19 protein-coding genes are annotated in these 21,205 nt (G+C 45.1%); 9 read left to right on the top strand and 10 right to left on the bottom strand.

Translation table 11 applies throughout. The annotated features are described in order from the left end of the window. Positions 1-97: 97 nt before the first annotated feature. Positions 98-1,549, bottom strand: a complete 1,452-nt coding sequence (locus tag K339_RS0126655; RefSeq protein WP_157607757.1) for an Ig-like domain-containing protein — start codon at positions 1,547-1,549, stop codon at positions 98-100. On the opposite strand from K339_RS0126655, the gene arsB reads away from it, so the two are divergent. The 5 genes from arsB (at position 1,539) to K339_RS0126630 (ending at position 6,082) form a co-directional block, all read left to right on the top strand. Continuing rightward, entirely contained in the window at positions 1,539-2,573 is a 1,035-nt protein-coding gene (gene arsB / locus K339_RS0126650; protein ID WP_028526328.1) for an ACR3 family arsenite efflux transporter, read from the top strand. The two genes, K339_RS0126655 and arsB, sit on opposite strands and share 11 nt — an antisense overlap. Further along, positions 2,570-3,175, top strand: coding sequence for an arsenate-mycothiol transferase ArsC (locus K339_RS0126645; RefSeq protein WP_028526327.1), 606 nt, complete (start codon positions 2,570-2,572; stop codon positions 3,173-3,175). The genes arsB and K339_RS0126645 overlap by 4 nt, the downstream gene beginning before the upstream one ends. Positions 3,176-3,466: 291 nt before the next feature. Further along, a complete protein-coding gene (locus tag K339_RS0126640; RefSeq protein ID WP_028526326.1) occupies positions 3,467-4,072 on the top strand; it encodes a transposase in 606 nt (201 codons plus the stop codon). A gap of 302 nt (positions 4,073-4,374) precedes the next feature. Further along, positions 4,375-4,932 carry a Tll0287-like domain-containing protein gene (locus tag K339_RS0126635; protein ID WP_028526325.1) on the top strand — a complete coding sequence of 186 codons (558 nt, stop codon included), beginning with the start codon at positions 4,375-4,377 and terminating at the stop codon, positions 4,930-4,932. Between the two features lie 199 nt (positions 4,933-5,131). After that, positions 5,132-6,082 carry a DUF8428 domain-containing protein gene (locus tag K339_RS0126630; RefSeq protein ID WP_028526324.1) on the top strand — a complete coding sequence of 317 codons (951 nt, stop codon included), beginning with the start codon at positions 5,132-5,134 and terminating at the stop codon, positions 6,080-6,082. A 91-nt stretch (positions 6,083-6,173) separates the two neighbouring features. On the opposite strand, the gene K339_RS34940 is transcribed toward K339_RS0126630, so the two are convergent. The 5 genes from K339_RS34940 to K339_RS0126600 all read right to left on the bottom strand — a co-directional run bounded on the left by K339_RS34940 (position 6,174) and on the right by K339_RS0126600 (position 13,388). Next, on the bottom strand, positions 6,174-6,767 hold the full coding sequence (locus K339_RS34940; protein WP_037301987.1) for a Uma2 family endonuclease: 594 nt from the start codon (positions 6,765-6,767) through the stop codon (positions 6,174-6,176). Positions 6,768-7,172: 405 nt separating this feature from the next. Continuing rightward, the gene (locus tag K339_RS0126615; protein ID WP_028526323.1) at positions 7,173-10,295 is read right to left on the bottom strand and encodes an efflux RND transporter permease subunit; all 3,123 of its coding nucleotides are present in this window, start codon (positions 10,293-10,295) and stop codon (positions 7,173-7,175) included. A gap of 171 nt (positions 10,296-10,466) precedes the next feature. Continuing rightward, entirely contained in the window at positions 10,467-11,525 is a 1,059-nt protein-coding gene (locus K339_RS0126610) for an efflux RND transporter periplasmic adaptor subunit (protein WP_028526322.1), read from the bottom strand. A gap of 2 nt (positions 11,526-11,527) precedes the next feature. Next, a complete protein-coding gene (locus tag K339_RS0126605) occupies positions 11,528-12,853 on the bottom strand; it encodes a TolC family protein (RefSeq protein WP_028526321.1) in 1,326 nt (441 codons plus the stop codon). A gap of 58 nt (positions 12,854-12,911) precedes the next feature. Then, the gene (locus tag K339_RS0126600; protein ID WP_028526320.1) at positions 12,912-13,388 is read right to left on the bottom strand and encodes a MarR family winged helix-turn-helix transcriptional regulator; all 477 of its coding nucleotides are present in this window, start codon (positions 13,386-13,388) and stop codon (positions 12,912-12,914) included. Positions 13,389-13,469: 81 nt separating this feature from the next. On the opposite strand from K339_RS0126600, the gene K339_RS38055 reads away from it, so the two are divergent. Next, entirely contained in the window at positions 13,470-13,670 is a 201-nt protein-coding gene (locus tag K339_RS38055; RefSeq protein ID WP_051398275.1) for a PIN domain-containing protein, read from the top strand. A 192-nt stretch (positions 13,671-13,862) separates the two neighbouring features. Here K339_RS38055 and K339_RS0126590 read toward each other — a convergent pair whose 3' ends face one another. Beyond that, positions 13,863-14,711, bottom strand: coding sequence for a TrmH family RNA methyltransferase (locus tag K339_RS0126590; RefSeq protein ID WP_028526319.1), 849 nt, complete (start codon positions 14,709-14,711; stop codon positions 13,863-13,865). A 20-nt stretch (positions 14,712-14,731) separates the two neighbouring features. On the opposite strand from K339_RS0126590, the gene tamL reads away from it, so the two are divergent. Then, positions 14,732-17,368, top strand: a complete 2,637-nt coding sequence (gene tamL / locus K339_RS0126585) for a translocation and assembly module lipoprotein TamL (protein WP_037301985.1) — start codon at positions 14,732-14,734, stop codon at positions 17,366-17,368. Positions 17,369-17,495: 127 nt separating this feature from the next. Here the strand turns inward: tamL and K339_RS34930 are convergent, their stop codons facing one another. Together K339_RS34930 and mce are read right to left on the bottom strand one after the other, a co-directional pair. Next, positions 17,496-18,155 (bottom strand): lysoplasmalogenase, encoded by a 660-nt coding sequence (locus K339_RS34930; protein WP_051398274.1) that lies wholly within the window; start codon positions 18,153-18,155, stop codon positions 17,496-17,498. A 2-nt stretch (positions 18,156-18,157) separates the two neighbouring features. Beyond that, complete coding sequence (gene mce, locus K339_RS0126575; RefSeq protein WP_028526317.1) at positions 18,158-18,568, bottom strand: methylmalonyl-CoA epimerase; 411 nt, start codon at positions 18,566-18,568, stop codon at positions 18,158-18,160. Between the two features lie 102 nt (positions 18,569-18,670). Between mce and K339_RS0126570 the strand changes: the two genes are divergently transcribed. Further along, on the top strand, positions 18,671-19,696 hold the full coding sequence (locus tag K339_RS0126570; RefSeq protein WP_028526316.1) for a LacI family DNA-binding transcriptional regulator: 1,026 nt from the start codon (positions 18,671-18,673) through the stop codon (positions 19,694-19,696). On the opposite strand, the gene K339_RS0126565 is transcribed toward K339_RS0126570, so the two are convergent. Then, the gene (locus K339_RS0126565) at positions 19,671-20,579 is read right to left on the bottom strand and encodes a sterol desaturase family protein (protein ID WP_028526315.1); all 909 of its coding nucleotides are present in this window, start codon (positions 20,577-20,579) and stop codon (positions 19,671-19,673) included. The two genes, K339_RS0126570 and K339_RS0126565, sit on opposite strands and share 26 nt — an antisense overlap. Positions 20,580-20,696: 117 nt before the next feature. Between K339_RS0126565 and purE the strand changes: the two genes are divergently transcribed. Then, a complete protein-coding gene (purE, locus tag K339_RS0126560) occupies positions 20,697-21,185 on the top strand; it encodes a 5-(carboxyamino)imidazole ribonucleotide mutase (RefSeq protein WP_028526314.1) in 489 nt (162 codons plus the stop codon). The last annotated feature ends 20 nt before the right edge of the window (positions 21,186-21,205 follow it).

The following is a 21,205-nucleotide window of genomic DNA, read 5'->3' as shown; positions in this document are numbered from 1 at the left end:
TGCTGACGGGCTGTTTTTTTCTTCTTACTCAACGTTATGAAAACTATCTTTTGTCAATCGGATGCTCGTTGGGGTTGTGAGCAACCCCAACGCACGATTACTTCTTAATTTTACGCGTCGTAAATGGCACACAAAGTTGGTCTGAGCAGCAGTTAGTACCCGCTTGGATGGTGATTGGACAACATCCTCCCGTTGGACATCCGCCGTTGGTGGCCGTATAGGTGTAATTTCCTACGGCATCCAACAATACCACGTGCTGACCCGCCAAAGCCGTCAATTCTTGACCATCTTTGAACCATTTCACGCCCGTGTAGTTGGTTCCAATGCTTACTTCTACTTTGCTTCCACTACACAATGGAATTGGCACGGTAAAACATTGACGATCCAAATCGTCTTCGGCATCTTGGTTGTTGCCTGGGGTTGAATCCACGTCTTTTTCACCTGCCGACGTAATTTCAGCCTTGTTGAAGTACAAACCAGGCTGCAAGACTTTCACGCGGTAAGTGAGCGTTACGGTATCACCGTTGGCAGCAATATTTCCAATTGACCAGTTTATTACATTACCTGTAAGGGTAGCAGTCCCTCGATTGGGAGCAAAACTGTTGGCAACATATTGTACAGCCGTTGGCAATGTATCTGTTACCGCTACGTTGGTAGCTCCGTTGGCCGACTGGTTATAGACCTTGATGGTATAAGTTAGCTCTTCGCCTACTTGAGCGATTTTCTTACTAATCAGCTTCTTCAAAGCCAAATCAACTTCTACTAAGCAGTTTTGCGCATTGATTGTAACTGGTACTCGGCTCGTACTCACTGCCGTTAAACAGGTCGGGTCTGTGCTGCGGGCCTGAGCGTAGTAGATTGTGTTAGCAGCTACCGTCCCGCTTGGTTTGTAGTTCAACCCCGTGAATAGAACCGCACCACCTGTCGATTGGCTAAACCACTCGACAGTCGCTAAGCCAACAACTGTTGCTTTCAGTGTCGGGAAAGTATCACCGATACACGCTGTCATACTTGATGCCAACAACACTGGAACAGGAGGGTTACAGTTACAGTTAGGGCCAACAATAGTAGTATCTGATTTACAAATTGCACTCAAGCTATCCGTAATTTTCACACTTTGACCCGATGGAATTCCCGATACAGTGTATGGGTTATTTCCTGTTAACGTTCCTTTATCCACCTTCACTATGCCCAATTTGTTGGTCACGCTAAATGTAAAGCTATAAGTTTGTACATCCTGTGAACAAACTGGTGAATCCGTCAAAGTCACGCTTGATTCTACGCAAGGTGCCGAACATACTGGTACAATCACTCTTATTGTATCTAGGCATCCATTTACCAAATACACAAAGTCAAATGACTTGCCTTGGGCTGTGGCGTTGTTAATACTTACCAAACCTGAACTGCTCACTGTCGCTCCTGTTGGGTTACTCACCAAAGCCGACCACGTTCCACCCGTTGGTGTCGCTGATAACTGTACACTTGATGGGACACTACCATTTGCACAAACCAACGTATTCTCCAACAGACCACTTGTTATGGCTAACAAAAAACTCTCATTTTTAGACAATTACCTCACCCTTTGGATATTTTTAGCCATGGTTATTGGCGTAGGAATTGGCTATTTTTTTCCTAAATCCGAGGAGGTTATCAATCATTTTAATATAGGTACAACCAACGTGCCCCTAGCCATTGGCCTAATTTTGATGATGTATCCACCCCTGGCGAAAGTACGTTACGAGGAACTTCCCAAGGTATTTTCTAACACCAAAATTCTGGCGTTGTCATTGGTCCAAAACTGGATCATTGGCCCGTTGTTGATGTTTGGTCTGGCGGTTGTTTTTTTACCTGATAAGCCCGAATACATGACAGGGCTGATTATGATTGGGATAGCCCGCTGCATCGCAATGGTCATCGTTTGGAACGACCTCGCCAACGGCGACCGTCTGTATGCGGCTGGTTTGGTGGCTTTCAACAGTATCTTTCAGGTGCTTTTTTATTCAGTTTATGCCTGGGTATTTATTACGGTTTTGCCACCGTTATTTGGGCTGCAAGGCTACGAAGTGAGTATCACTATTGGGGAAGTTGCTCAAAGCGTATTTATCTACCTTGGTATTCCGTTTTTGCTGGGCATTATTTCTCGTTATGGCCTTACCGCTCTAAAAGGCCGTGACTGGTTTGAGGAAGTCTATTTACCCAAAATAAGCCCGATGACACTCATTGCTTTACTACTCACTATTGTGGTAATGTTTAGCTTAAAAGGCCAACTCATTGTCCAGATTCCATTAGATGTTATTCGGATTGCGATTCCGCTGACTTTCTATTTTGGCATTATGTTTTTATCTGCTTTTTATCTTTCCAAAAAAGCAGGAGCCAATTACGCCAAATCCACTTCATTAGCTTTTACAGCAGCGGGCAACAACTTTGAGTTGGGCATTGCCGTAGCGATTGCGGTCTTTGGTATCAATTCTGGGGCGGCCTTTGCAGCAGTCATTGGGCCGCTGATTGAAGTACCTGTCCTGATTTTATTTGTCAATTATGCCCTCAAACAAACCCACAAATTTCACCCATGATTCCCCAACTAAACACTTACTTTGAGAACCTCAACGAAGTATCCGCCGAACGCCAAGCCGTTTTACAGCCTTTGACAGATTACATCAAAGCAAAAACAGACGCTCAACAGCCTATCAATATGACGTTTATCTGCACCCACAACTCTCGTCGTAGCCATTTAGGGCAAGTATGGGCGCAGGTGGCAGCGTCCTATTTTGGGGTTAAAGATGTATATTGTTTTTCAGGAGGAACAGAAACCACCGCCTGCAATCCTCGTACGATTGCAGCTTTTGAGCGAGCAGGATTGAAAGTAACAAAAACTACTGAATCTGACAATCCCGTTTACGAAATCAGTTTTGATGATTTGTCGCAACCCATCAACGCCTTCTCCAAAGTCTATGACCAAGCTCCCAATCCAAGCAGTGCATTTGCCGCAATTATGACCTGCGACCACGCCGAGGCCAATTGTCCCTATATTCCAGGAGCCGAAAAACGCTTACCGATTATGTACATCGACCCCAAAGTTTCGGACGATACCCCCGAAGAAACCGCAACTTACGACGCTCGCTGTCGGCAGATTGCGACGGAAATGAAATGGGTGTTTGACAAGGTCAGACGATAGTCAGACCGACAGTGCCCTAATAGCCAGACTGACGATAATTAGACTATATACTCCGAGTCTGACTATCGTCTGACTCTCACCACTCACACCAGAATAACCCATCATACAGTGAATAATCTGAATTATTGACCAAGTCAGACGATAGTCAGACCGACAGTGCCCTAATAGCCAGACTGACGATAATTAACTATATACTCCGAGTCTGACTCTTGTCACTCACACTACCCTAGCCAGAGTGACTTATAAAACAAGTAATAGTCTGAATTTGACCAAATTTCAACTATTCACTGTATGCAAGTTTTAGCCGAACGCCTGTATCATGTATATAACCAAGGCAACAACCAAGAAATCATTTTTCACACCAAAGTTGACTATGTTCAATTTCTTAGACACGTCAGAGAAAAGATACTTCCCCATTGTGAAATAGTGGCCTATTGTTTGATGCCCAACCACTTTCACTTTTTAATCAATACGACTCAAAAATCAATAGAACCTGTTAAGCTAGGACAATTGACCAGCACAGTTTTAAATAATAGTTTCAGGCTGTTACTCAGCAGATATGCCAACGAATTTAACAAGAAATACCACAGAACAGGCTCTTTATTTCGCCAAAAAACGAAATTCAAAAACTTAGAAAGCGAAGGTGAGAAGCCAACCAACAATTACCCTTTCGTATGTTTTCATTACATACATCAGAATCCATTTGTAGCCAACCTTTGCACCAAAATAGAGGATTGGGAGTTTAGTTCGTTTAGGGATTATTTAGGGTTACGGAATGGTACATTGGTTAGCAAACAACCCGCGTTTGATTTAATTGGTATTCAACAGGATAGCTTTTACAAGGAATCCTACCAAGTAATTTCCGAATCTAAAATCAAGTATTTGTATGATATATAGGTCAGACGGCAGTCAGACCTATTGTGCGATGATTGAGTCAGACGTATCTGTACTGGCAATCTGACTTAATCATCACACAAGTAGCTGGAGATTGCATCTATCGGTCTGACTATCGTCTGACCTGGGGGTGACCAATGTCACAGTTTTTTATTACAAGACAGCACATTTTTGTAGCACACTAAACACCTACAACTATGGCTGCTTTTTTCTTTGGTCTTGTTATGCTACATTTGATAGCGGGCTTCGGCTGGGTTTTGTATAAAATTGCGTCTCCGAAAAAGAACTCTAACTAATCATCTCCTATGAAATCGGTATTTGCGGCAGGATTATTGTTTGTTATGGCTATCGTCAGCACGGCTTTTCAACCGAGTTCGCAGGCGCCCATTGATTACCGAAAACTGGGTGACTCCCTCAGCCTTCAAGCCCAACAAGTACTTGTGCGTAACTTATTAGGAGCGATTCAAAAAGGAGGTTCCGACTACGCCGTCGATTTTTGTAGCGAACGCGCTATGCCCCTGACCGATTCATTGTCGAAGAAATACAAAGTTCGTATTCAGCGGATTTCGGTCAAAAATCGTAATCCCAAAAATGCGGCATCACTCTTTGAACGCAAATTATTGGAATCATTTGCTTCGGCCAATTCTCCCAAAGATACCCTCCTCCAAACACCCAAAGGCACTATTTACTACAAACCGATTCGGGTAGCGATGCCCACTTGCCTCCAATGCCACGGCAATCCCAAATCGGACATTAATTCAGCAACGCTTTCTACCATCAAGGAAAAATACCGTTTCGACAAAGCCACAGGCTACGCTCTCAACGACCTCCGTGGCGCTTGGAAATTGTCGTTTGAGGAATAAAACTTCCTTTTTTCTTCCTACCGTTTACTCAATGTGTGGAACTTCCTCCACAATTTTACCCATACGCCTGCGTTTTTGGACAGGAATGGCTTTTTTGGTATTCTTGGCATACAAACACAATCGAAACCTCATTTATACAAAACATGAAACACCGCTTTACTTGCTTTAATTAAGTTACACCAAACAATCAATTTCAATCATGGAAAACAATCAGCAAGGAAAAAGCCCTTTTGCGTGGGTAGCGCTAATCATCATGACTTTAGCGACAGGTACGTTTGGCATCTTGTTTTATAACCAAAAACAAGAAACGGAGTCGAAAGAGGTAAGCATCGTCCAAAAAGCCAAAGAATTGGCCTTCACTCAGACAAAATTGGATTCGGTGTCGCGTAGTTTGGACATCAAGATTGCCGAAGTGCAACAGTTGGGCGGAAACGTAGAAGAACTGATGAAGGTGAAGGCGCAATTGGAAGCCGATAAGGCAGCTTTGCGTAAAAATGCTAAGTTTGAAGTAGCTAAATACAACACTAAAATCAAAGAATACGAGCAGTTTTTGGCCGACAAAGACGTGGAAATTGCGAAGCTAAAAGAAGAAAACGGTTTATTATCGGTTGAAAATCAATCTTTAGCCAGTGAAAACACAAACCTAAAAACGGAGAAGGAAACACTTACACAAACCAAAATGCAGCTAACGGATTCGGTAACAGCTTATTCTAGCAAAAACCGTGAACTTAGCCAGAAAGTAGCAATTGGGGCGGCGCTTAAAGCCGAAAATATCAAAGTGTTGGCCGTTTCACCAAAAGGTAAAGTTCGTACCGACGACACCTATCGCTCGAAGCGAGTGGACAAATTGAAACTGCAATTTACGCTTCCTCCTAACCCGTTGACAGAAACAAACGAAAAAGAAATTTACGTTCGTGTTCTCGACCCCGAAGGAGCGGTTATCACAGATGAAGCGATGGGTTCTGGGAAGTTTAACTGGCAAGGTCAAGACATGATGTTTACCACTAAAGACCGCGTGGCTTATCAAAACACCAATCAAACTGTTGAAATGATGTACGATAATCCACAGCGCCTACGCCCAGGAAAATACAACGTAGAAGTTTATTCCGAAGGTTTCAGAATCGGAAGCAGCCAGTTTACCATCAAATAAGGTGGATTAAACTAAAAAATCCCTTTCATATATACACAATGCCCAATTACCCAAATGCGGTCAGGTACTTACCCGACCGCATTTTTGTTTTTTAAGCAGTAGGCGCTTTATCGTTTTGTGCTCGGGCAAACAGCTCGTTGACACTTATTTCAAAATCTGACAAAACGGGATTAGCCGAACAAATATCATCTTCGAGGCAAATTTTCACATTACGACGAGAGGTATATACATACACCACTTCTTGCTCAGGAATAACATTCCAAACCACTTTCAGCGGAACGCCGCCCGCACCCGCTTTGAAATATTCGCTTAGTCTTTCTTCCACTCGGTAAACCTGGTCAGTTTCAGAGATAATTTCAACTACAAACTCTGGAATGACATCATTACCCTCGCGCCCTTGATATACTTGTGCTCTAGTAAAATACGCAATATCTGGTCTTCTCATTTGAATACTATTAAGCATTACATCAGGTTCGGCAATGAAAACGCCTTTTTGATAGTAGCCTTTATTGATAAATAGTAAATTCAAAATATCGTAGATGTAATACTGCCTTTTTTTCATTCCTGTAAATTGAATTAGTTCCCCGTCATACCACTCATATTTTAGGCCATCGTTCGGCTCCCACTCCTGAAACTCCGCAAGCGTCCGAGGCAATACTGGATTATTTTGTGTAGTCTGCACCATGGTTGTGATTTCTTTTTTCAAATATAAAACATTTGCTGGTGATTCTGACAATGCTTATCAAGCGACGATTCGGTTTTGAGAAACCGAGTACGCAGGTTTTGAGAAACCTGCGGCACCGCGTACACCGTGTGGGAGGTTTCTCAAAACCTCCCCGAAAGAGATACACAAACCTGCCATACAACGAGGCTGTCCAAAAAGTAACAGGCCACAAAATATTCTTTGGTTTCAACCTCATCCCAACCCTTCTCCTTTCTGGATAAGAGCTTTTAAAGTCCCCCTCTACTGAAAGGAGAGGGGGATTTAGGGGACGGTCGGCCGCTGCCGTGAGGTTGAACAGAGACCGAAGATAATTTGGTGACACTAGACTTTTGAGACAGCCTTGTCAATAAATTTTCAGAATAACCGCTAGGCTACTTCTGCCAAATCAGCCTTCTTGGCTTTCTTTTTCTTTCGACCGCTGAAACGCTCTTTGATACGGTCAACCACCAAGTACGTACCTGGCACGATAAAGAGCGTCAAAACGAGTGAGCTGGTCAAACCACCGATGATGACCCACGCCATCCCGTTTTTAGTTTCGGCACCTGCACCGCTTGCCAACGCAATCGGCAACATCCCGAACACCATCGCAAGCGTCGTCATCAAGATGGGGCGCATCCGCTCTTTTCCTGCCTCAATCAGCGCGTGTACTACATCATAGCCTTGTTCTTTGAGGTGATTGGTAAAATCGACAATCAAAATGGCGTTTTTGGCCACCAAACCTAGCAACATAATCATCCCCACAATTGAGAATACCGTCAAACTTTCCATCGTGAGGGCCAAAGCTAACAACGCCCCAATCAACGCCACAGGAATGGAAAACAACACCACAAACGGATACACCACGCTTTCGTACAGACCCACCATGACGAAGTAAACCAGCAAAATCGCAATGCCGAGGGCCAAGCCAAGGCTTCCAAAGGCGTCTGATTGTTGTTGCATTTGCCCCAAATATTCTACCGAAACGCCGTCTGGCAGTTTTACTTCATTCATTTTTTTCTGAATATCCGCTCCTACCGTTCCTACTGGACGGCCTACAACTTGGGCATTTATGGTAATCGACGAAAGGCGGTTGATACGCTCCAACACACTCTCGCCCGATTGCTCCTGCACTTGCGCAAACTGCGATAACTCAAACGTTTTTCCTTGGTTATTGACAAACAATAAGCGACTTACATCGTTCAACCGCGAGCGGTCAAACTGGTCGAGGCTGACCAAAATGTCGTATTCGTTGCCGTTTTGCTTGAATTTCGCACGGTCGTTTCCTCGGAACGAGTTTTGCAACGCCATCCCTACGTCTGTCGCACTAATACCCAACTGCGCCATTTTTTCGCGGTTAAGTTTTACCGTTACTTCAGGCTTAGGATCTTTTACCGAAAACTTCACGTCTTGCGTACCTGGCACCGATTTGACAATCTCCAATGACTGCGCCGCTGTCTTGCGGATGGTTTCGAGGTTAGTACCTTTAATTGCAATCTGAATAGGCGCTTGCGATGCCCCTACAATGCTGGCTGGACTCACTGTCACTTTAATACCTGGCAGTTCGAGCAATTCGTGTTTGAGCATTTGCCCAAATTTTTCCGTGGAAAGCGTCCGCTGTTTTTTATCCACCAACTTGATATTCAACTCGGCAATGTTGCTATTGGACGACGCCCCAAAGTTGGTACTTGTGTAACCCACGTTGGTAAAGACGTTGGTCACTTCGGGGTGTTTCATAATCATTTGCTCGGCTTTCTGCGACAACTCGTTGGTTTGGTAAATCGAGGCCGTCGGTGCCAATTCGAGTTGAATATTCATCTCTCCTTGGTCGCTTTGCGGCATAAATGCTGCCCCAATAAAGCCTGCTGGTACCAGGTAAATTGTGGCAACTAACATCCCTAAAATGGTCAGATACATCCAACGTTTGTGACCCAACACCCACTTTAAGAAATAGACATAAACAGCCGTAAGACTATCAATAAAGCGCTCAAAACCGAGGTTAAGTTTTCCCCATAAACTATCAGGATTTAAGCTTTCGAGTTTACCAAAACGTGAAACCAACAACGGTGTCAACGTAAATGAAACCACCAAACTCATCAAGGTCGAGAACACCACCACGAGCGAGAACTCACGCAAAATATTTCCAATCAATCCACCCGTCAAAGCCAACGGTACGAATACCACCACGTCCACCAAAGTAATGGCCAAAGCCGTAAAACCAATTTCACTCCGTCCGTCGAGGGCAGCGGTTCGTTTGTCTTTACCCATTTCGAGGTGTCGGTTGATGTTTTCCAACACCACAATTGAGTCATCGACCAGAATCCCTACGACCAACGAAAGCGCCATCAACGTCATCAAGTTGAGTGAAAACCCTGCCAAATACATCAGCAAAAACGTCGGTAAAATCGACGAAGGCAACGCAACCAAAACGAACAACGACGAACGGAAACTGTGCAAAAACAACAACATCACAACTGATACGATAAGAATCGCCAAAAACAAGTCGTCCACCACCGCATGGGCCGAAGCCAAGGTATAAATCGACTGGTCGGAAGCAATGTTAAATTTTAGGTGAGATTTGGCGTATTGTTTTTCCAAAACCTCCATTTTTTTGCGTGCCAACTCACTCACTGACACCGCATTGGCATCCGACTGTTTACTAATCTGAATCCCAATCGAAGGCTTGGCATTGATGTGGTTGATGGCCGTTGGTTTGGCCGTGGCATCGACTACTTCGGCAACGTCGCGCAATAAAATTTCACTGCCGTTGGTACGACGTGCCACCACTAAGTCACGCAAGCGCGACGTTGTTTCGAGCGTAGCGTCAAAACGAATGGCGTACTGGGCGGTGCGGGTTTCGAGCTGCCCCGCTGGATAGCTAGTGTTGGCATTGTTGATGGCTTGTGACACTTGCACAATCGACACGCCATACGCCCGTAGCTTATCGCTGTCCACATTGACCTGAATCTGGCGTTTGTTTCCACCTACGACATTGACCTGACCTACGCCTGGCACGTTGGCCAACTGTGGTTTCAACTCATCATCAATCAAATCGTACAATTCGGTGGGTGATAAATCGGCCGTCACCCCCATACGTAGTACGGGGATTTCGTCGGTCGAAAACTTATTGACAATCGGGCGGTCGGCCTCGTCTGGAAGTAAGTTGATAATTTGCTCAATCTTCCGTTGGGCATCTTGCTGCGCCAAGGTCGTGTTTACACCATTTTTCAACTGAATCGTCACCAACGATACGCCTTGTTGCGACGTAGAAGTCATACGATCCAACCCTTCTAACGATGACAGCGCATCTTCAATCCGTTTCGTTACGTTGGTTTCTACCTCGTCGGCCGAAGCCCCAATGTAGGTAGTTGCCACGCTGATAACGTTGGCTTCAAATTTGGGCAACAAGTTATATGACAACTGTTTATAGCCCAACACCCCGAATAAAATCAGGACGATAAAAACAGTAGTGACCAACAAGGGTCGTTTAACGGCTATTTCTGTAATTGACATAGTTGTATTTTTTTAATGTCGAGGGTAGAGTGCAGAATGTCGAATTTAATGTCGAGTATCGAGTGCAAAATGTCGAATAGAAATTCATAATTCGACAATCTTCCTTATGCACTCGACACTATTTTTACTAGGACTCATTCGACGTTCTGCACTCTACATTCGACACTTCATCTATTTGGTTATCTGTACGTTACGCCCTTCGCTCAGGTTCAATTGACCCGTAACGACCACCACATCGCCTGTTTCAAGGCCACTGAGCACCTCAATGTTATCGCCCAATTCACGTCCTACTTTGATGATACGTTGGTGCGCTACGTTGTTGTTAATCACATAGACGTACGGATTTTTCAAACTTTCTACCAACGCCAAACGTGGAATAAGCAACGCCCGCTGATTTGATTTTTGGGAAAAATCGACGTTCACAAACGTACCCGCTTTCAATCCCGCAGGGTTAGCAATTGTAATCTCCACTGGATAGTTATGCTCATTGCTCCCTTGCGGTGCGATGTAGCTGATTTTACCACTTAATACTTTGTTAGGGAAAATATCGGTCGTTACTTTCACCATTTGCCCAATTTTCAACTGATAAACATCACTCTCATTGACCTGAACATCCACTTTCAAACGCGCCACGTCCAAAATCGTCCCGACCACCGTTCCTGCTCCCACAAACTCGCCTGGTTCGATGTCTTTCTTCACAATTCGGCCACTAATCGGAGCTTTGATGGCTGCATCCGCAATCTGTTTTTTGATTTGTTCCGCCTGATTCAGCGCATTTTCGTAGTTGAACTTTACTTCGTTGAGCTGGATTTCGGTCGTTGCGTTTCCTGCCAACAAGGTCGTATAACGCTCCACATCCTTCTTGAGTTTGTTGATAGTCAACTGCGTCGATTCGAGCGATAATTCTTTCAATTTGTTATCTAGCTGCACCAAAGCTGCGCCTTGGCTTACTTGCGAACCCAATTCAAAGTTTACGTTGGTAACGCGCCCTGCGGTCATGGCCGTAATAGCGGCTTCCTTAAACGGCACCAAGTTTCCCGTTTTAATCAATTGTTGCGACACCTCTCCTTCGGCTACCTGACTGACAGTCACAGGAATAGGCGTATTATTATTGGTGGTTGGTAATGCTTTTTGGGCATCAATTTTCTTTTTATTGGCCGTCAATCGAAATGCAATCAGTGACGCAGCGACTACCAAAACCAGAGCGACGATTAATGATGACTTCTTCATGTCTAGAGTTGATTATAGAAAGTTAGCAACGTTCCTTGCGACTGTTCGAGGTCAAGGCGTGCTTGGTAAAAATTAATGAGTGAGTTAATATAATTCGATTGAGATTGACGGTACGAGTTGTCAGCATTGATGAGGTCGGTCAACGACTTGGTACCTTGTTTGTACTGCAACGTCACGACGTTATAGACTTCTTGTGCTTGTTTTACCGTACGTTCATCGTTTTGGATGCTTGTGCTTGCTTTTTGAATTTGGGTTTGGGCGTTGTTAAACTGCAACCCAAACGCCGCCACATTCATCCGCAATTGTTCTTCTTGGGTCAAAATCGTGAGGCGCTGTTGTTTGTATTGCGCATCCCGCTGAAAACCGTCGAAAATCGGCACATTCAAACGTAAACCCACACTTCCGAAGCCTGTAAAACTGCGAAATCCATCGGCAAACTGATTTCCTAACGCCATCGTACCATAACTGGCCGTAAAGTTCAACGTAGGTTGATACCCCGCTTTAATTCGCTGCAATTGAAGCTTTTGCAACTCTAAATTTGTTGCCGCTTTTTGGTAGGAAACCAACCCTGGTGCGTTAAATTGACTGATATCTGCTTGCGGAGTTTGGCGCAACAACAACGAATCCGACACGTTCACTTCTTGGTCTTGCGTAAGCCCCATTTGGTACTTGAGGCGGTTTAAGGCCAACGCCAAATTGCTCTCACTCAATGCCAACTGCGAGCGTGTATTATTATAAGTCACCTCCGTATTGGTCACGTCAATGGCTTGAATGACGCCATTATCGCGCTGTAATCGCAAGACATTCAACACTTTTTCGGTACGGTCTAAGTTATCTTTCAACAACGCAATCTGCTGTTTTACAATAAATACTTGGTAGTAATTGCTGGCGATGTTGTAAATAATTTCCTCTTTCGTTTGACGCATCGACAAATCAGCCAATTTTTGATTGGGCGCTGCTGCTTTTAACCCAAGCAAAGCGGCTTTGTCATAAATGGTCTGGGTCAATTGTGCCGAAGCAGTTGTTTGATACTTCGAGCCCAACGAAATCCGCTTGGGTTCGGGACCTGCAAAGCCCGCTGGAAGGAGCGTGCTTTGGAGTTTGAGGTTATCGGTGAAATTTCCCGTCGCCGATACTTGCGGCAGATACGTGCCCAAGGCTTGCCGAGCTTGCTCGTTGGCCGTCTCTTGTTGGTACTGAGCGATTCGCACCGAACCAAAATGCTGAAGGCCGTAGTCGAGGCAAGCTTTCAACGACCACGTTTGCTGCGCGAAGCTCGGTAGCGACGCTGACAGCAGAAGCGTTAAAAAGACTGCGATTTTTTTCATGGTTGTACTTTACTAAGAAAAATTATAAGTTGATATGTCAACTAATTGGATAAAAAATTTAAAATTCAATGTTGGAAGCTATTTTTTGCAAAAGCCTCATCAGGGTTTCTACCTCTTCTTGGGTAAGTTTTCCTGTTACTTCTTGATTAATCACTGCCGTCATTTCGGCAATTCTGTCCACGGCAAACTTCCCAGCGGGAGTCAAGTGGATAAGGTTGCGGCGACGATCAACGTCATCACTGACGATTCGGATGTATCCATCTCTCTCTAATGTGCGAATGGAACGCTGAATGGCCGATTTGTCCTTTTGTAGGAAATTGGCAATATCTTGCTGAGAAAGAGGCTCATCTGCCGCATAACGAACCAAAAACAGAATCGGGAACTGTTCAATCTGAATGGATAACCCCGTCTGTCCCAACTCATGATTAACTTTTCGCACAAATAAGTGCGATACGTGGTTGATGTTGAAGGTGAGATACTGGCCCAAGTGTTTCCAGATGTTTTCCTTAATATGTATGCTTTGATTAGATTCCATGCTGCAAATGTAAAACAAGTTGACATATCAACCAATTTTATTTTAAAAAAAATTATGAATGGTGAAAAGCGATGATAAAAGTTGCCCCCCCCCGACTGGCAAAACATTTCGGTATCAGCAGCTAAGTTATATTTTGATTTACGAAAAAAGGGAGTGACTATTCGCAAAAGTACCGATTGCCTCATTGCAGCAACAGCTTTACAGTACGATTATCTGTTGGTACACAATGACACCGATTTTGACCTAATCGCTCAAAACTTCCCACTACGTAGTTTGAAGTAGTCTTCAATACTTTCGGTCTGTTTGCATCTGACTGCTGTCCCCAAACTCCAATTTGGGGACACAACGGCCTAGCGTCCTTCGCTGTTCCCAAACTTCGATGACTGCTGTCCCCAAACTCCGATTTGGGGACACAACGTCCCAGCGTCTCTGACGCGATAAAATGGGGGCGAGAAGTTCAGTCTCACCCCCATTTTATCGCCGCCAATTATCCAGCACAATCGCGGTGGCAATGCCCACATTGAGTGATTCGGCCTCTCCGAAACGAGGAATTGTCACCTTGTCCGTCACAAATTTTTCAACAACGCTACCAATGCCATTCGACTCATTGCCCATCACGATGTAGCCTGTTTTGGCAAACGTAACTTGGTGAATATTTTTCCCTTCCAAAAACGTCCCATACACGCTCGCCCCGCTCGCCTCGATTTCCAATCGGGGCGCAACTGGCCCAGCGTTTCCAACGCTACCTTGCCCGCTCGCACCGATTTCCAATCGGTGCGCAATTGGCCTAGCGTTTCCAACGCTAATTTGTTCAAAATAAGCCCCTAAATCAGTATAAAAGCCCTGAACTCGCGTAAACGAGCCTTTGCTGGCGGCCACCACTTTGGGGTTATACCAATCGGTGGTAGTAGTCGAACACACCATTTTACGAATCCCGTACCAATCCGCAATCCGAATCATCGTACCAAGGTTGCCAGGGTCACGAATATCATCTAGCACTAGCACGTATTCTCCTTCTTCGGCATACAAAAAATCGTTCGATTTCGTTTTAACCACGGCAAGCCCCGCATCATTGGATTGCAGCGTTCCTGCCCGTACAAGCTCGTCAGGCGTAGCTATTTCAACCCGAAAAGGTTGTTTCTCTAAGCTTCGCGTGTTTTCTTTGTAAAATTTGTCGGTTGCCACCACCATTTCTACCTCGAAATCGGAGGCAAGTAGTTCAAGGACACTTTTAGCCCCTTCCACCAAAAAAGCGCCGTATTCTTGACGGTATTTTTTTTGTTGAAGCGAGGTGAGGTATTTTAATACGTTCTTAGAAAGCATCAGGTATATAATTGTCGATAATGCACAATAAGGCAACTCATTTTCGCCCCTTTTTGGGGTATTTGTCGCTGATTTTTCTTCTTATTTTAGGTGCTTGTTCTCCCAAAAGCACCCTCAAAAAAGATGAATTTTTGCTTGGAAACCAAAGTTTCCGAGGAAATAGTGCCGTCAAAACCGAAGATTTGGCCGCTCTCCTCCCCCAACGTCCCAACAAGCGGTTTTTGGCCATACCTGGAGCAACGGTTTCGCTGTGGGTGTATCAGTATTTCGACAAACGCTACGACCGCGAACCTGCGCGCCAAAAACTTGATTCCCTTACCAGCTACTACGAACTCCAGTTTGAGCGCTATGCCAACGATAGCCGAAAGCTTGCCAAACTGCGCCGCAAGTACACACGATTGGGAACAAAATACCAAAAACGCATCGAGTCGGGCAATTGGTGGATGCAAACCGTGGGAGAGCCTCCCGTTTATTTTTCGGACAAAGATGCGCAAAGTAACGCCCAGAAAATCAAAAATTATTTGATTAACCAAGGCTATCGCGACGCCCACGTCTCTTTTGCTACCGATACCCTTTTGCGCCACGTTCGAACCACCTATATCATCAAAGAAGGGCTTCCGCACCGCCTCCGAAACGTCGATATTTTTACCCACAAAGATGCCGCCATTGACTCCTTGTTGCAAAAAAACAAGGAAGTGTCTTTTTTGAAATCTAACAAAAACTACCGCAATAGCGACGTCATCAACGAAAGTGGGCGCATTGAACGCCTGATGCGTGAAAACGGCTACTATGGCTTTGACAAAAACTACTTGCGCCCTGTTCAAAATGCTCTTGGGAAACGATATGGTGGTTTTTTGGTAGATACTAGCGCGCACGACCCCGCCACCGACTCCTTGTTTCATATCGTGGACATTAAAGGTTTGCAGGTCAATTATCCCCGCAACCAGACCACGCATACCCAATATCGGTTTAGCAGCGTAGGCTTTCGGGTTGAGCCGCTTCCCAGCGACCCCAATAGTACACCGCGCTCTACGACCTCTTTTCGCGGGATTACATATTCATTTTTGCCCAAGCAAAACTACGCCCCGCGCGTTTTGGACAGCAAAATTTTGCTTCGCCCAGGGGCATTGTATAAGCAGAGCGATTGGGAAGAGACCTACCGTCAGTTGAGTGTGCTTGACCAATTTCAGTTTATTAACATCGAATCGGATACCACCAACGGCCAAATTCGGACGCTCATTCGGGTATTGCCCCAAGACAAATACCAAGTAACGGGCGAAAGTGGCGTCAACGTGGTACAAAACCTCCCTGGGCCGTTTTTAAACGGCACATTTCGAGTTCGTAATATTTTTGGACGACTCGAAAACTTCGAGGTGTCGCTGCGCGGGGCACTGGATGCCAATTTTGGGTTAAACAACACCTCTCAACTCGTTCGTACGCTAGAACTTGGTGCCAATACTGCCCTCATTTTTCCTCGTATTTTATTTCCTGGCAAACTCGCGTCGCGCCTCAACCGCAAAACCCCACGAAGCATTTTGAGCCTTGGCTACAACTACACCAACCGCGACTTCTTAGGTGCTGACCCCGACTTTGTACGAAGTGGTTTTCAGGCGAGTTTACGCTACAACTGGAAAAAAAGCGAGTACGAATACCTCAACTTTACGCCCATTGATTTGAGCATTTTGGAAAGTAAACAAAGCCAAAAGTTTTCCTATTTGTTGGATTCACTTTACACCTACGGAGGCAATCCACTGAAATTCAGCTTTCAATCGGCGGTTATTTCGAGCATGAGTTTTTCGTATGTGTTTAATAACAACATCATTGGTCAAAATCGAAAAGCGCATTATTTGCGCTGGTTTGTAGAAGCTGGAGGGACATCGCTCAACATTCTCCGGCAACAAAAACTCCCCCTCATCCTCGATGGCTTTGAATTGTATAAGTTTTTGAAATTCAACGGAGAATACCGAACCTACCACCCCATTGGCCCCAAAAGTACGCTGGTCTATCGGGCCAATGCTGGTTTGATTTTTAATTACAACAACCGACGCGTCTCTCCCTACGAAAAATCGCTTACGGGCGGTGGTAGCAACAGCCTCAGGGCCTGGCCACCTCGACGGCTAGGGCTTGGTTCGGCCTACCCCAATGTCGATTTGCAAACGGGAAGTCCGATTTTCCGCAACGGTACAACCACCACTTTGCAGCCTGGCATCACAGAATACAGCAGCTTTGAGTATCGTTTTGAGCAACTAGGAGACGTTTTGATGGAAACCAACCTCGAACTTCGGGGACACTTGTTTCGGTTTGTGGGCGATGTTAATTACGCTTTGTTCATCGACGCTGGTAATGCTTGGCGCTTACGCCTCGACAAAAACGCCACGCCCAACCAAAATACCCTCAAAGGAGCTTTTGACGTCAGTCGTTTTTACAAAGAGATTGCAGTAGGCACGGGCGTAGGGCTGCGTTACGACCTTTCTTACTTCATTTTTCGCCTCGACATGGGTATCAAAGTCTATGACCCGAGCCGCATTTTTGAAACCAAAGATGCCAACGGAAATGCCATTACCATCGACGAGCGTTATGTGCTTCCACGGTTTTCATTCCGTCGCTCCAGCGCCAATTTGCCCGTGTTTAACATCGGAATTGGTTATCCTTTTTAATATTTTGTCATTCCGAGGAACGAGGAATCTATACCCGAGTAGTAACAGGCCCCTCCTAACGTCGGGGTGTCAAAAGCACTCATCGGGTTGTGAGCAACCCGACCCACGAATTACCCCTTGCCTTTTGTTACTTCTTCACTCCCCAAATAATCAGCCACTGTGCCGCCGCGTAGGTCGTCATCACTAAGAGCGATGAAGCGTCAAAAGGTTGCATAAATTTATTAAGCGCAATGGTAGAATCGGACAAAATGAACAGCACCGCCCCCGCCAAAACCCAAACATAACTCGCTTGACGAACCGAATATTTGCGCAAGGCCGCCGCCACCCCCATACTGCACAAGCACACCGAATAAGCCACTACGGGAATCCAAAGCCCCTTCGTAGCAGCATTATTCATCATCGAGGGGTATAAAATCGCCAAAAAACTCAGTCCGTACAGCGCAAAGGGTGCCACAAGTTTCCAAGTTTTACCTGTTAATTCCTGCTTTCCTTTGGCCGTTTTTTGCTTTGTGAATGCTGTTATGTAAAACAATTGCATCACCAAAAAAGACCCAAGTCCCGCCATGAACATGTTCGTTCCGCTAAACATCAAAAACACATCACCGCCCAGGCCAAACCACATCCCAATCCATAGCAACGGATGCGTTTTTAGGTAGTCGAGGTGCCAATAAATGAGCGATAACATAATGAGGGGCTTCAATACATATACGCCTTCCCGAAAACCCACATAGCCGCAGATGATTTCGGCGACTACGATGGCCATGTAGATAAATAGTTTTATGTTCATCTTCAATCAGTCTTTTTTTCTTGACAAAGCTCAATCAATACGCCATTGGTGCCTTTGGGGTGAAGAAAACACACCAGTTTGTTGTCTGCACCGTTTTTGGGCGTTTCGTTCAGTAGCACAAATCCCTCATTTTTAAGCCGTTCCATTTCAGATAAAATATCGTCCACCTCAAACGCAATGTGGTGAATCCCCTCGCCTTTTTTCTCCACAAATTTCGCAATCGGACTGTCGGGATTGGTTGCTTCGAGTAATTCGATTTTGGTTTGGTTGATTTTGAAAAAAGAAGTAGTCACGCCTTCCGAAGCTACTTCTTCGTGTTTGTAAGGAGCAATATTGAATAATTTGGTAAACAATTCGTCCGAAGCCGCTAGGCTTTTTACGGCAATACCGAGGTGTTCTACGTTCGTTAGCATAGTGAGTTGATGATGAAGATGTAAAGGTACATTTCTTCCAAATATAACGCTCATTTCAACACTATTCTGTACTTTCGAGCTAGCAAATTCACCCCAACTCGCATGGCCACCGACCGCCCCGTTACCATCAAAGACATTGCACGAAAGTTTAAGTGCTCTCCATCTACTGTTTCGAGGGCATTGAACAATCACCCGTTGATCAATGAAGATACCCGCCGAAACTTGCAAGAATATGCCCAAAAAGTGGGTTATCAACGCAATTCGGTGTCGTTGAGCCTGCTCAATAAACGAACGGGCACGTTGGGTGTCATCGTACCTTCACTCAATCACCAACACGAAACCACCATCATCGAAGGGCTTCAGAGTGTGCTTCAGCCGCAAGGCTATTTGATGAATATTTGTGTTACCAATGAAAGTTATGCCCTGGAAAAAGAATACGTAGAAAAACTATTGGCCAACCGCGTAGAAGGTATATTTTTGTCTATTTCGCAAGAAACCTACGATTCGGGCCATTATGAACACCTCGAAAGCATTATTCAGCGCAAAGTACCTTTGATTTTTATTGACCGCGAATACGAAGGGTTTGAAGCAGGGCGCGTCACCATCGACGATTATTTAGGGGCTTTTGCCGCTACCGAACACCTCATTAAAATGGGCTGCCAACGCATTGCGCATCTCAAAGGGCCACAGGGCTTGGCCATTACTGAGCATCGTTTTCTGGGTTATACCGAATGCTTGAAAAAATACAATCTGCCCGTTGTAGAGGAATTGATTGTGAGTACCAATTTTAAAATCGAAAGTGCCATCATTCCTACCCAACGGCTACTGGATTTACTACAACCTCCCGACGGCATTTTTGGGGTCAACGACCAAGTAGCGATTGGGGCGATGCACGTCATCAAAGAGCGAGGTTTGCACATTCCCAACCAAGTGGCCGTCGTTGGTTTTGATGACTCCCCCATTTCGGCCTATATCTTTCCTTCGCTTACGACGGTGCAGCGTCCTGGCAAACAAATTGGGGCCGAAGCTGCCCGTATTTTTTTAAACGAAGCCGTACAAAAAAGTTCGGCAGAAAGCCTGATGCTTCCTGCCGCCTTGGTGATTAGAGAGTCGTCACTGAAGAGCTAGATTTTTGTTTTTCCTCCACCTCTCTCAACTGATTGCTCGTCATGGTGCTCCCATCATGCGACCAGCCAGGGGGATTGAGAAGGTATTTTAATTTTGTTCCAATCCCCACATTCCGTCCCAAGTCCTTGGCAATGGCTTTCCATTCGTGAAAAATGGTATTGCCTAAACTTGTATCTTCCAACGACTTCGTAAGTCCATAACGTACAGGCTCTTGGTCAAGCTCTTCTTGGAAAGTACCAAACAATCTATCCCAAATAATAAGGCACATTCCCATATTTTTGTCCAAATAGGCTACATTGGAAGCATGGTGAACGCGGTGGTGGGAAGGTGTCACAAATACATACCCAAGCCAGCCCAATTTCCCTAAGTAATTGGTATGTACCAAAATTCCGTAAGTCTGGGTAATCGAATACATTAGGACAATATCCGCAGGTTTAAACCCAAAAAGTACCAATGGAATAAAATAAACAAAACGATACAGGGGCTGAAATACCGACGAACGGAAGCCCGTCGTTAAGTTGAAATGCTCAGACGAATGATGTGTGACGTGTACTGCCCAGAACAATCGACAATAGTGATCGACGACGTGTAAAACATAAAACACAAAATCTTCGGCCAGAAATAGCAAAAACCAGTACAAATAAACGTTATCAATGACCGTGACATGGAATTGATAAAACCATACCAAAACAACAACATAGACCGCCCGAAAGGCCAAATCGATTCCTCCGTTGAGGAGCATCAAAACGAAGTTGGTAAGGGTGTCACGCCAAGTGTAAAAATCACGGTGCTGACGGTGGCTCAACAAAGCCTCCAGCCCAATCAAAAGCGCATACAAAGGCGTTGTGAGCTGAATAATGGTTTGTTCTAATTCGTTACTCATTAGAAAAATACTATTTTTGTGCCGCAATTTACGCAAAATCAAACGAGAATTAACACGATAGAGTTGACAAAGCCGTCAAAAGCTCGTATTATAGCAACTAATAGACACAAACACAGCATGGTAGGAATCATAATGGGCAGCCTCTCCGACCTCAAGGTCATGCAAGAAGCAGTTGATGTTTTAAAAGAATTTGGTATCGCTTACGAAATAGACATCGTGTCGGCGCACCGCACCCCCGAAAAAATGGTTGAGTACGGAAAAACTGCTCGTGCGCGGGGACTAAAAGCCATCGTTGCGGGAGCTGGTGGAGCCGCTCATTTGCCTGGCATGATTGCCTCACTCACTACCCTTCCCGTGATTGGAGTTCCTGTAAAAAGTAGTAATTCTATCGACGGCTGGGATTCGGTGCTTTCTATCTTACAAATGCCAAGTGGTGTTCCAGTAGCAACGGTTGCGCTCAACGGCGCCAAAAATGCGGGGTTGTTGGCCGTACAAATTGTAGGTACTTTCGACGAAAACGTAGCCAACCAACTCGCCGACTACAAAGAGTCTTTGAAGCAAAAAGTAGCCGAAATGAGCCAAGAAGCCCAAAAAACTATGGCATAAAATTTGCCTTTGTTTTGTAG

It is taken from the genome of Runella limosa DSM 17973 (genome assembly GCF_000482465.1).
In the GTDB taxonomy this organism is placed as follows: Bacteria; Bacteroidota; Bacteroidia; order Cytophagales; family Spirosomataceae; genus Runella; species Runella limosa.
Note: the sequence above shows the minus strand (reverse complement) of the source record. Positions and strands in the feature narration are given on the sequence as shown.

Excerpts from the sequence above, each read along its gene's own strand:
- K339_RS0126640 (WP_028526326.1), top strand. The coding sequence starts at position 3,467 with ATGCAAGTTTTAGCCGAACGCCTGTATCATGTATATAACCAAGGCAAC.
- K339_RS0126630 (WP_028526324.1), top strand. The coding sequence starts at position 5,132 with ATGGAAAACAATCAGCAAGGAAAAAGCCCTTTTGCGTGGGTAGCGCTA.
- mce (WP_028526317.1), bottom strand. The coding sequence starts at position 18,568 with ATGCTAACGAACGTAGAACACCTCGGTATTGCCGTAAAAAGCCTAGCG.
- arsB (WP_028526328.1), top strand. The coding sequence starts at position 1,539 with ATGGCTAACAAAAAACTCTCATTTTTAGACAATTACCTCACCCTTTGG.
- K339_RS0126570 (WP_028526316.1), top strand. The coding sequence starts at position 18,671 with ATGGCCACCGACCGCCCCGTTACCATCAAAGACATTGCACGAAAGTTT.
- K339_RS0126565 (WP_028526315.1), bottom strand. The coding sequence starts at position 20,579 with ATGAGTAACGAATTAGAACAAACCATTATTCAGCTCACAACGCCTTTG.
- K339_RS34930 (WP_051398274.1), bottom strand. The coding sequence starts at position 18,155 with ATGAACATAAAACTATTTATCTACATGGCCATCGTAGTCGCCGAAATC.
- K339_RS0126605 (WP_028526321.1), bottom strand. The coding sequence starts at position 12,853 with ATGAAAAAAATCGCAGTCTTTTTAACGCTTCTGCTGTCAGCGTCGCTA.
- K339_RS0126590 (WP_028526319.1), bottom strand. The coding sequence starts at position 14,711 with ATGCTTTCTAAGAACGTATTAAAATACCTCACCTCGCTTCAACAAAAA.
- K339_RS0126645 (WP_028526327.1), top strand. The coding sequence starts at position 2,570 with ATGATTCCCCAACTAAACACTTACTTTGAGAACCTCAACGAAGTATCC.
- tamL (WP_037301985.1), top strand. The coding sequence starts at position 14,732 with ATGCACAATAAGGCAACTCATTTTCGCCCCTTTTTGGGGTATTTGTCG.
- K339_RS34940 (WP_037301987.1), bottom strand. The coding sequence starts at position 6,767 with ATGGTGCAGACTACACAAAATAATCCAGTATTGCCTCGGACGCTTGCG.
- K339_RS0126635 (WP_028526325.1), top strand. The coding sequence starts at position 4,375 with ATGAAATCGGTATTTGCGGCAGGATTATTGTTTGTTATGGCTATCGTC.
- K339_RS0126600 (WP_028526320.1), bottom strand. The coding sequence starts at position 13,388 with ATGGAATCTAATCAAAGCATACATATTAAGGAAAACATCTGGAAACAC.
- K339_RS0126610 (WP_028526322.1), bottom strand. The coding sequence starts at position 11,525 with ATGAAGAAGTCATCATTAATCGTCGCTCTGGTTTTGGTAGTCGCTGCG.
- K339_RS0126615 (WP_028526323.1), bottom strand. The coding sequence starts at position 10,295 with ATGTCAATTACAGAAATAGCCGTTAAACGACCCTTGTTGGTCACTACT.
- purE (WP_028526314.1), top strand. The coding sequence starts at position 20,697 with ATGGTAGGAATCATAATGGGCAGCCTCTCCGACCTCAAGGTCATGCAA.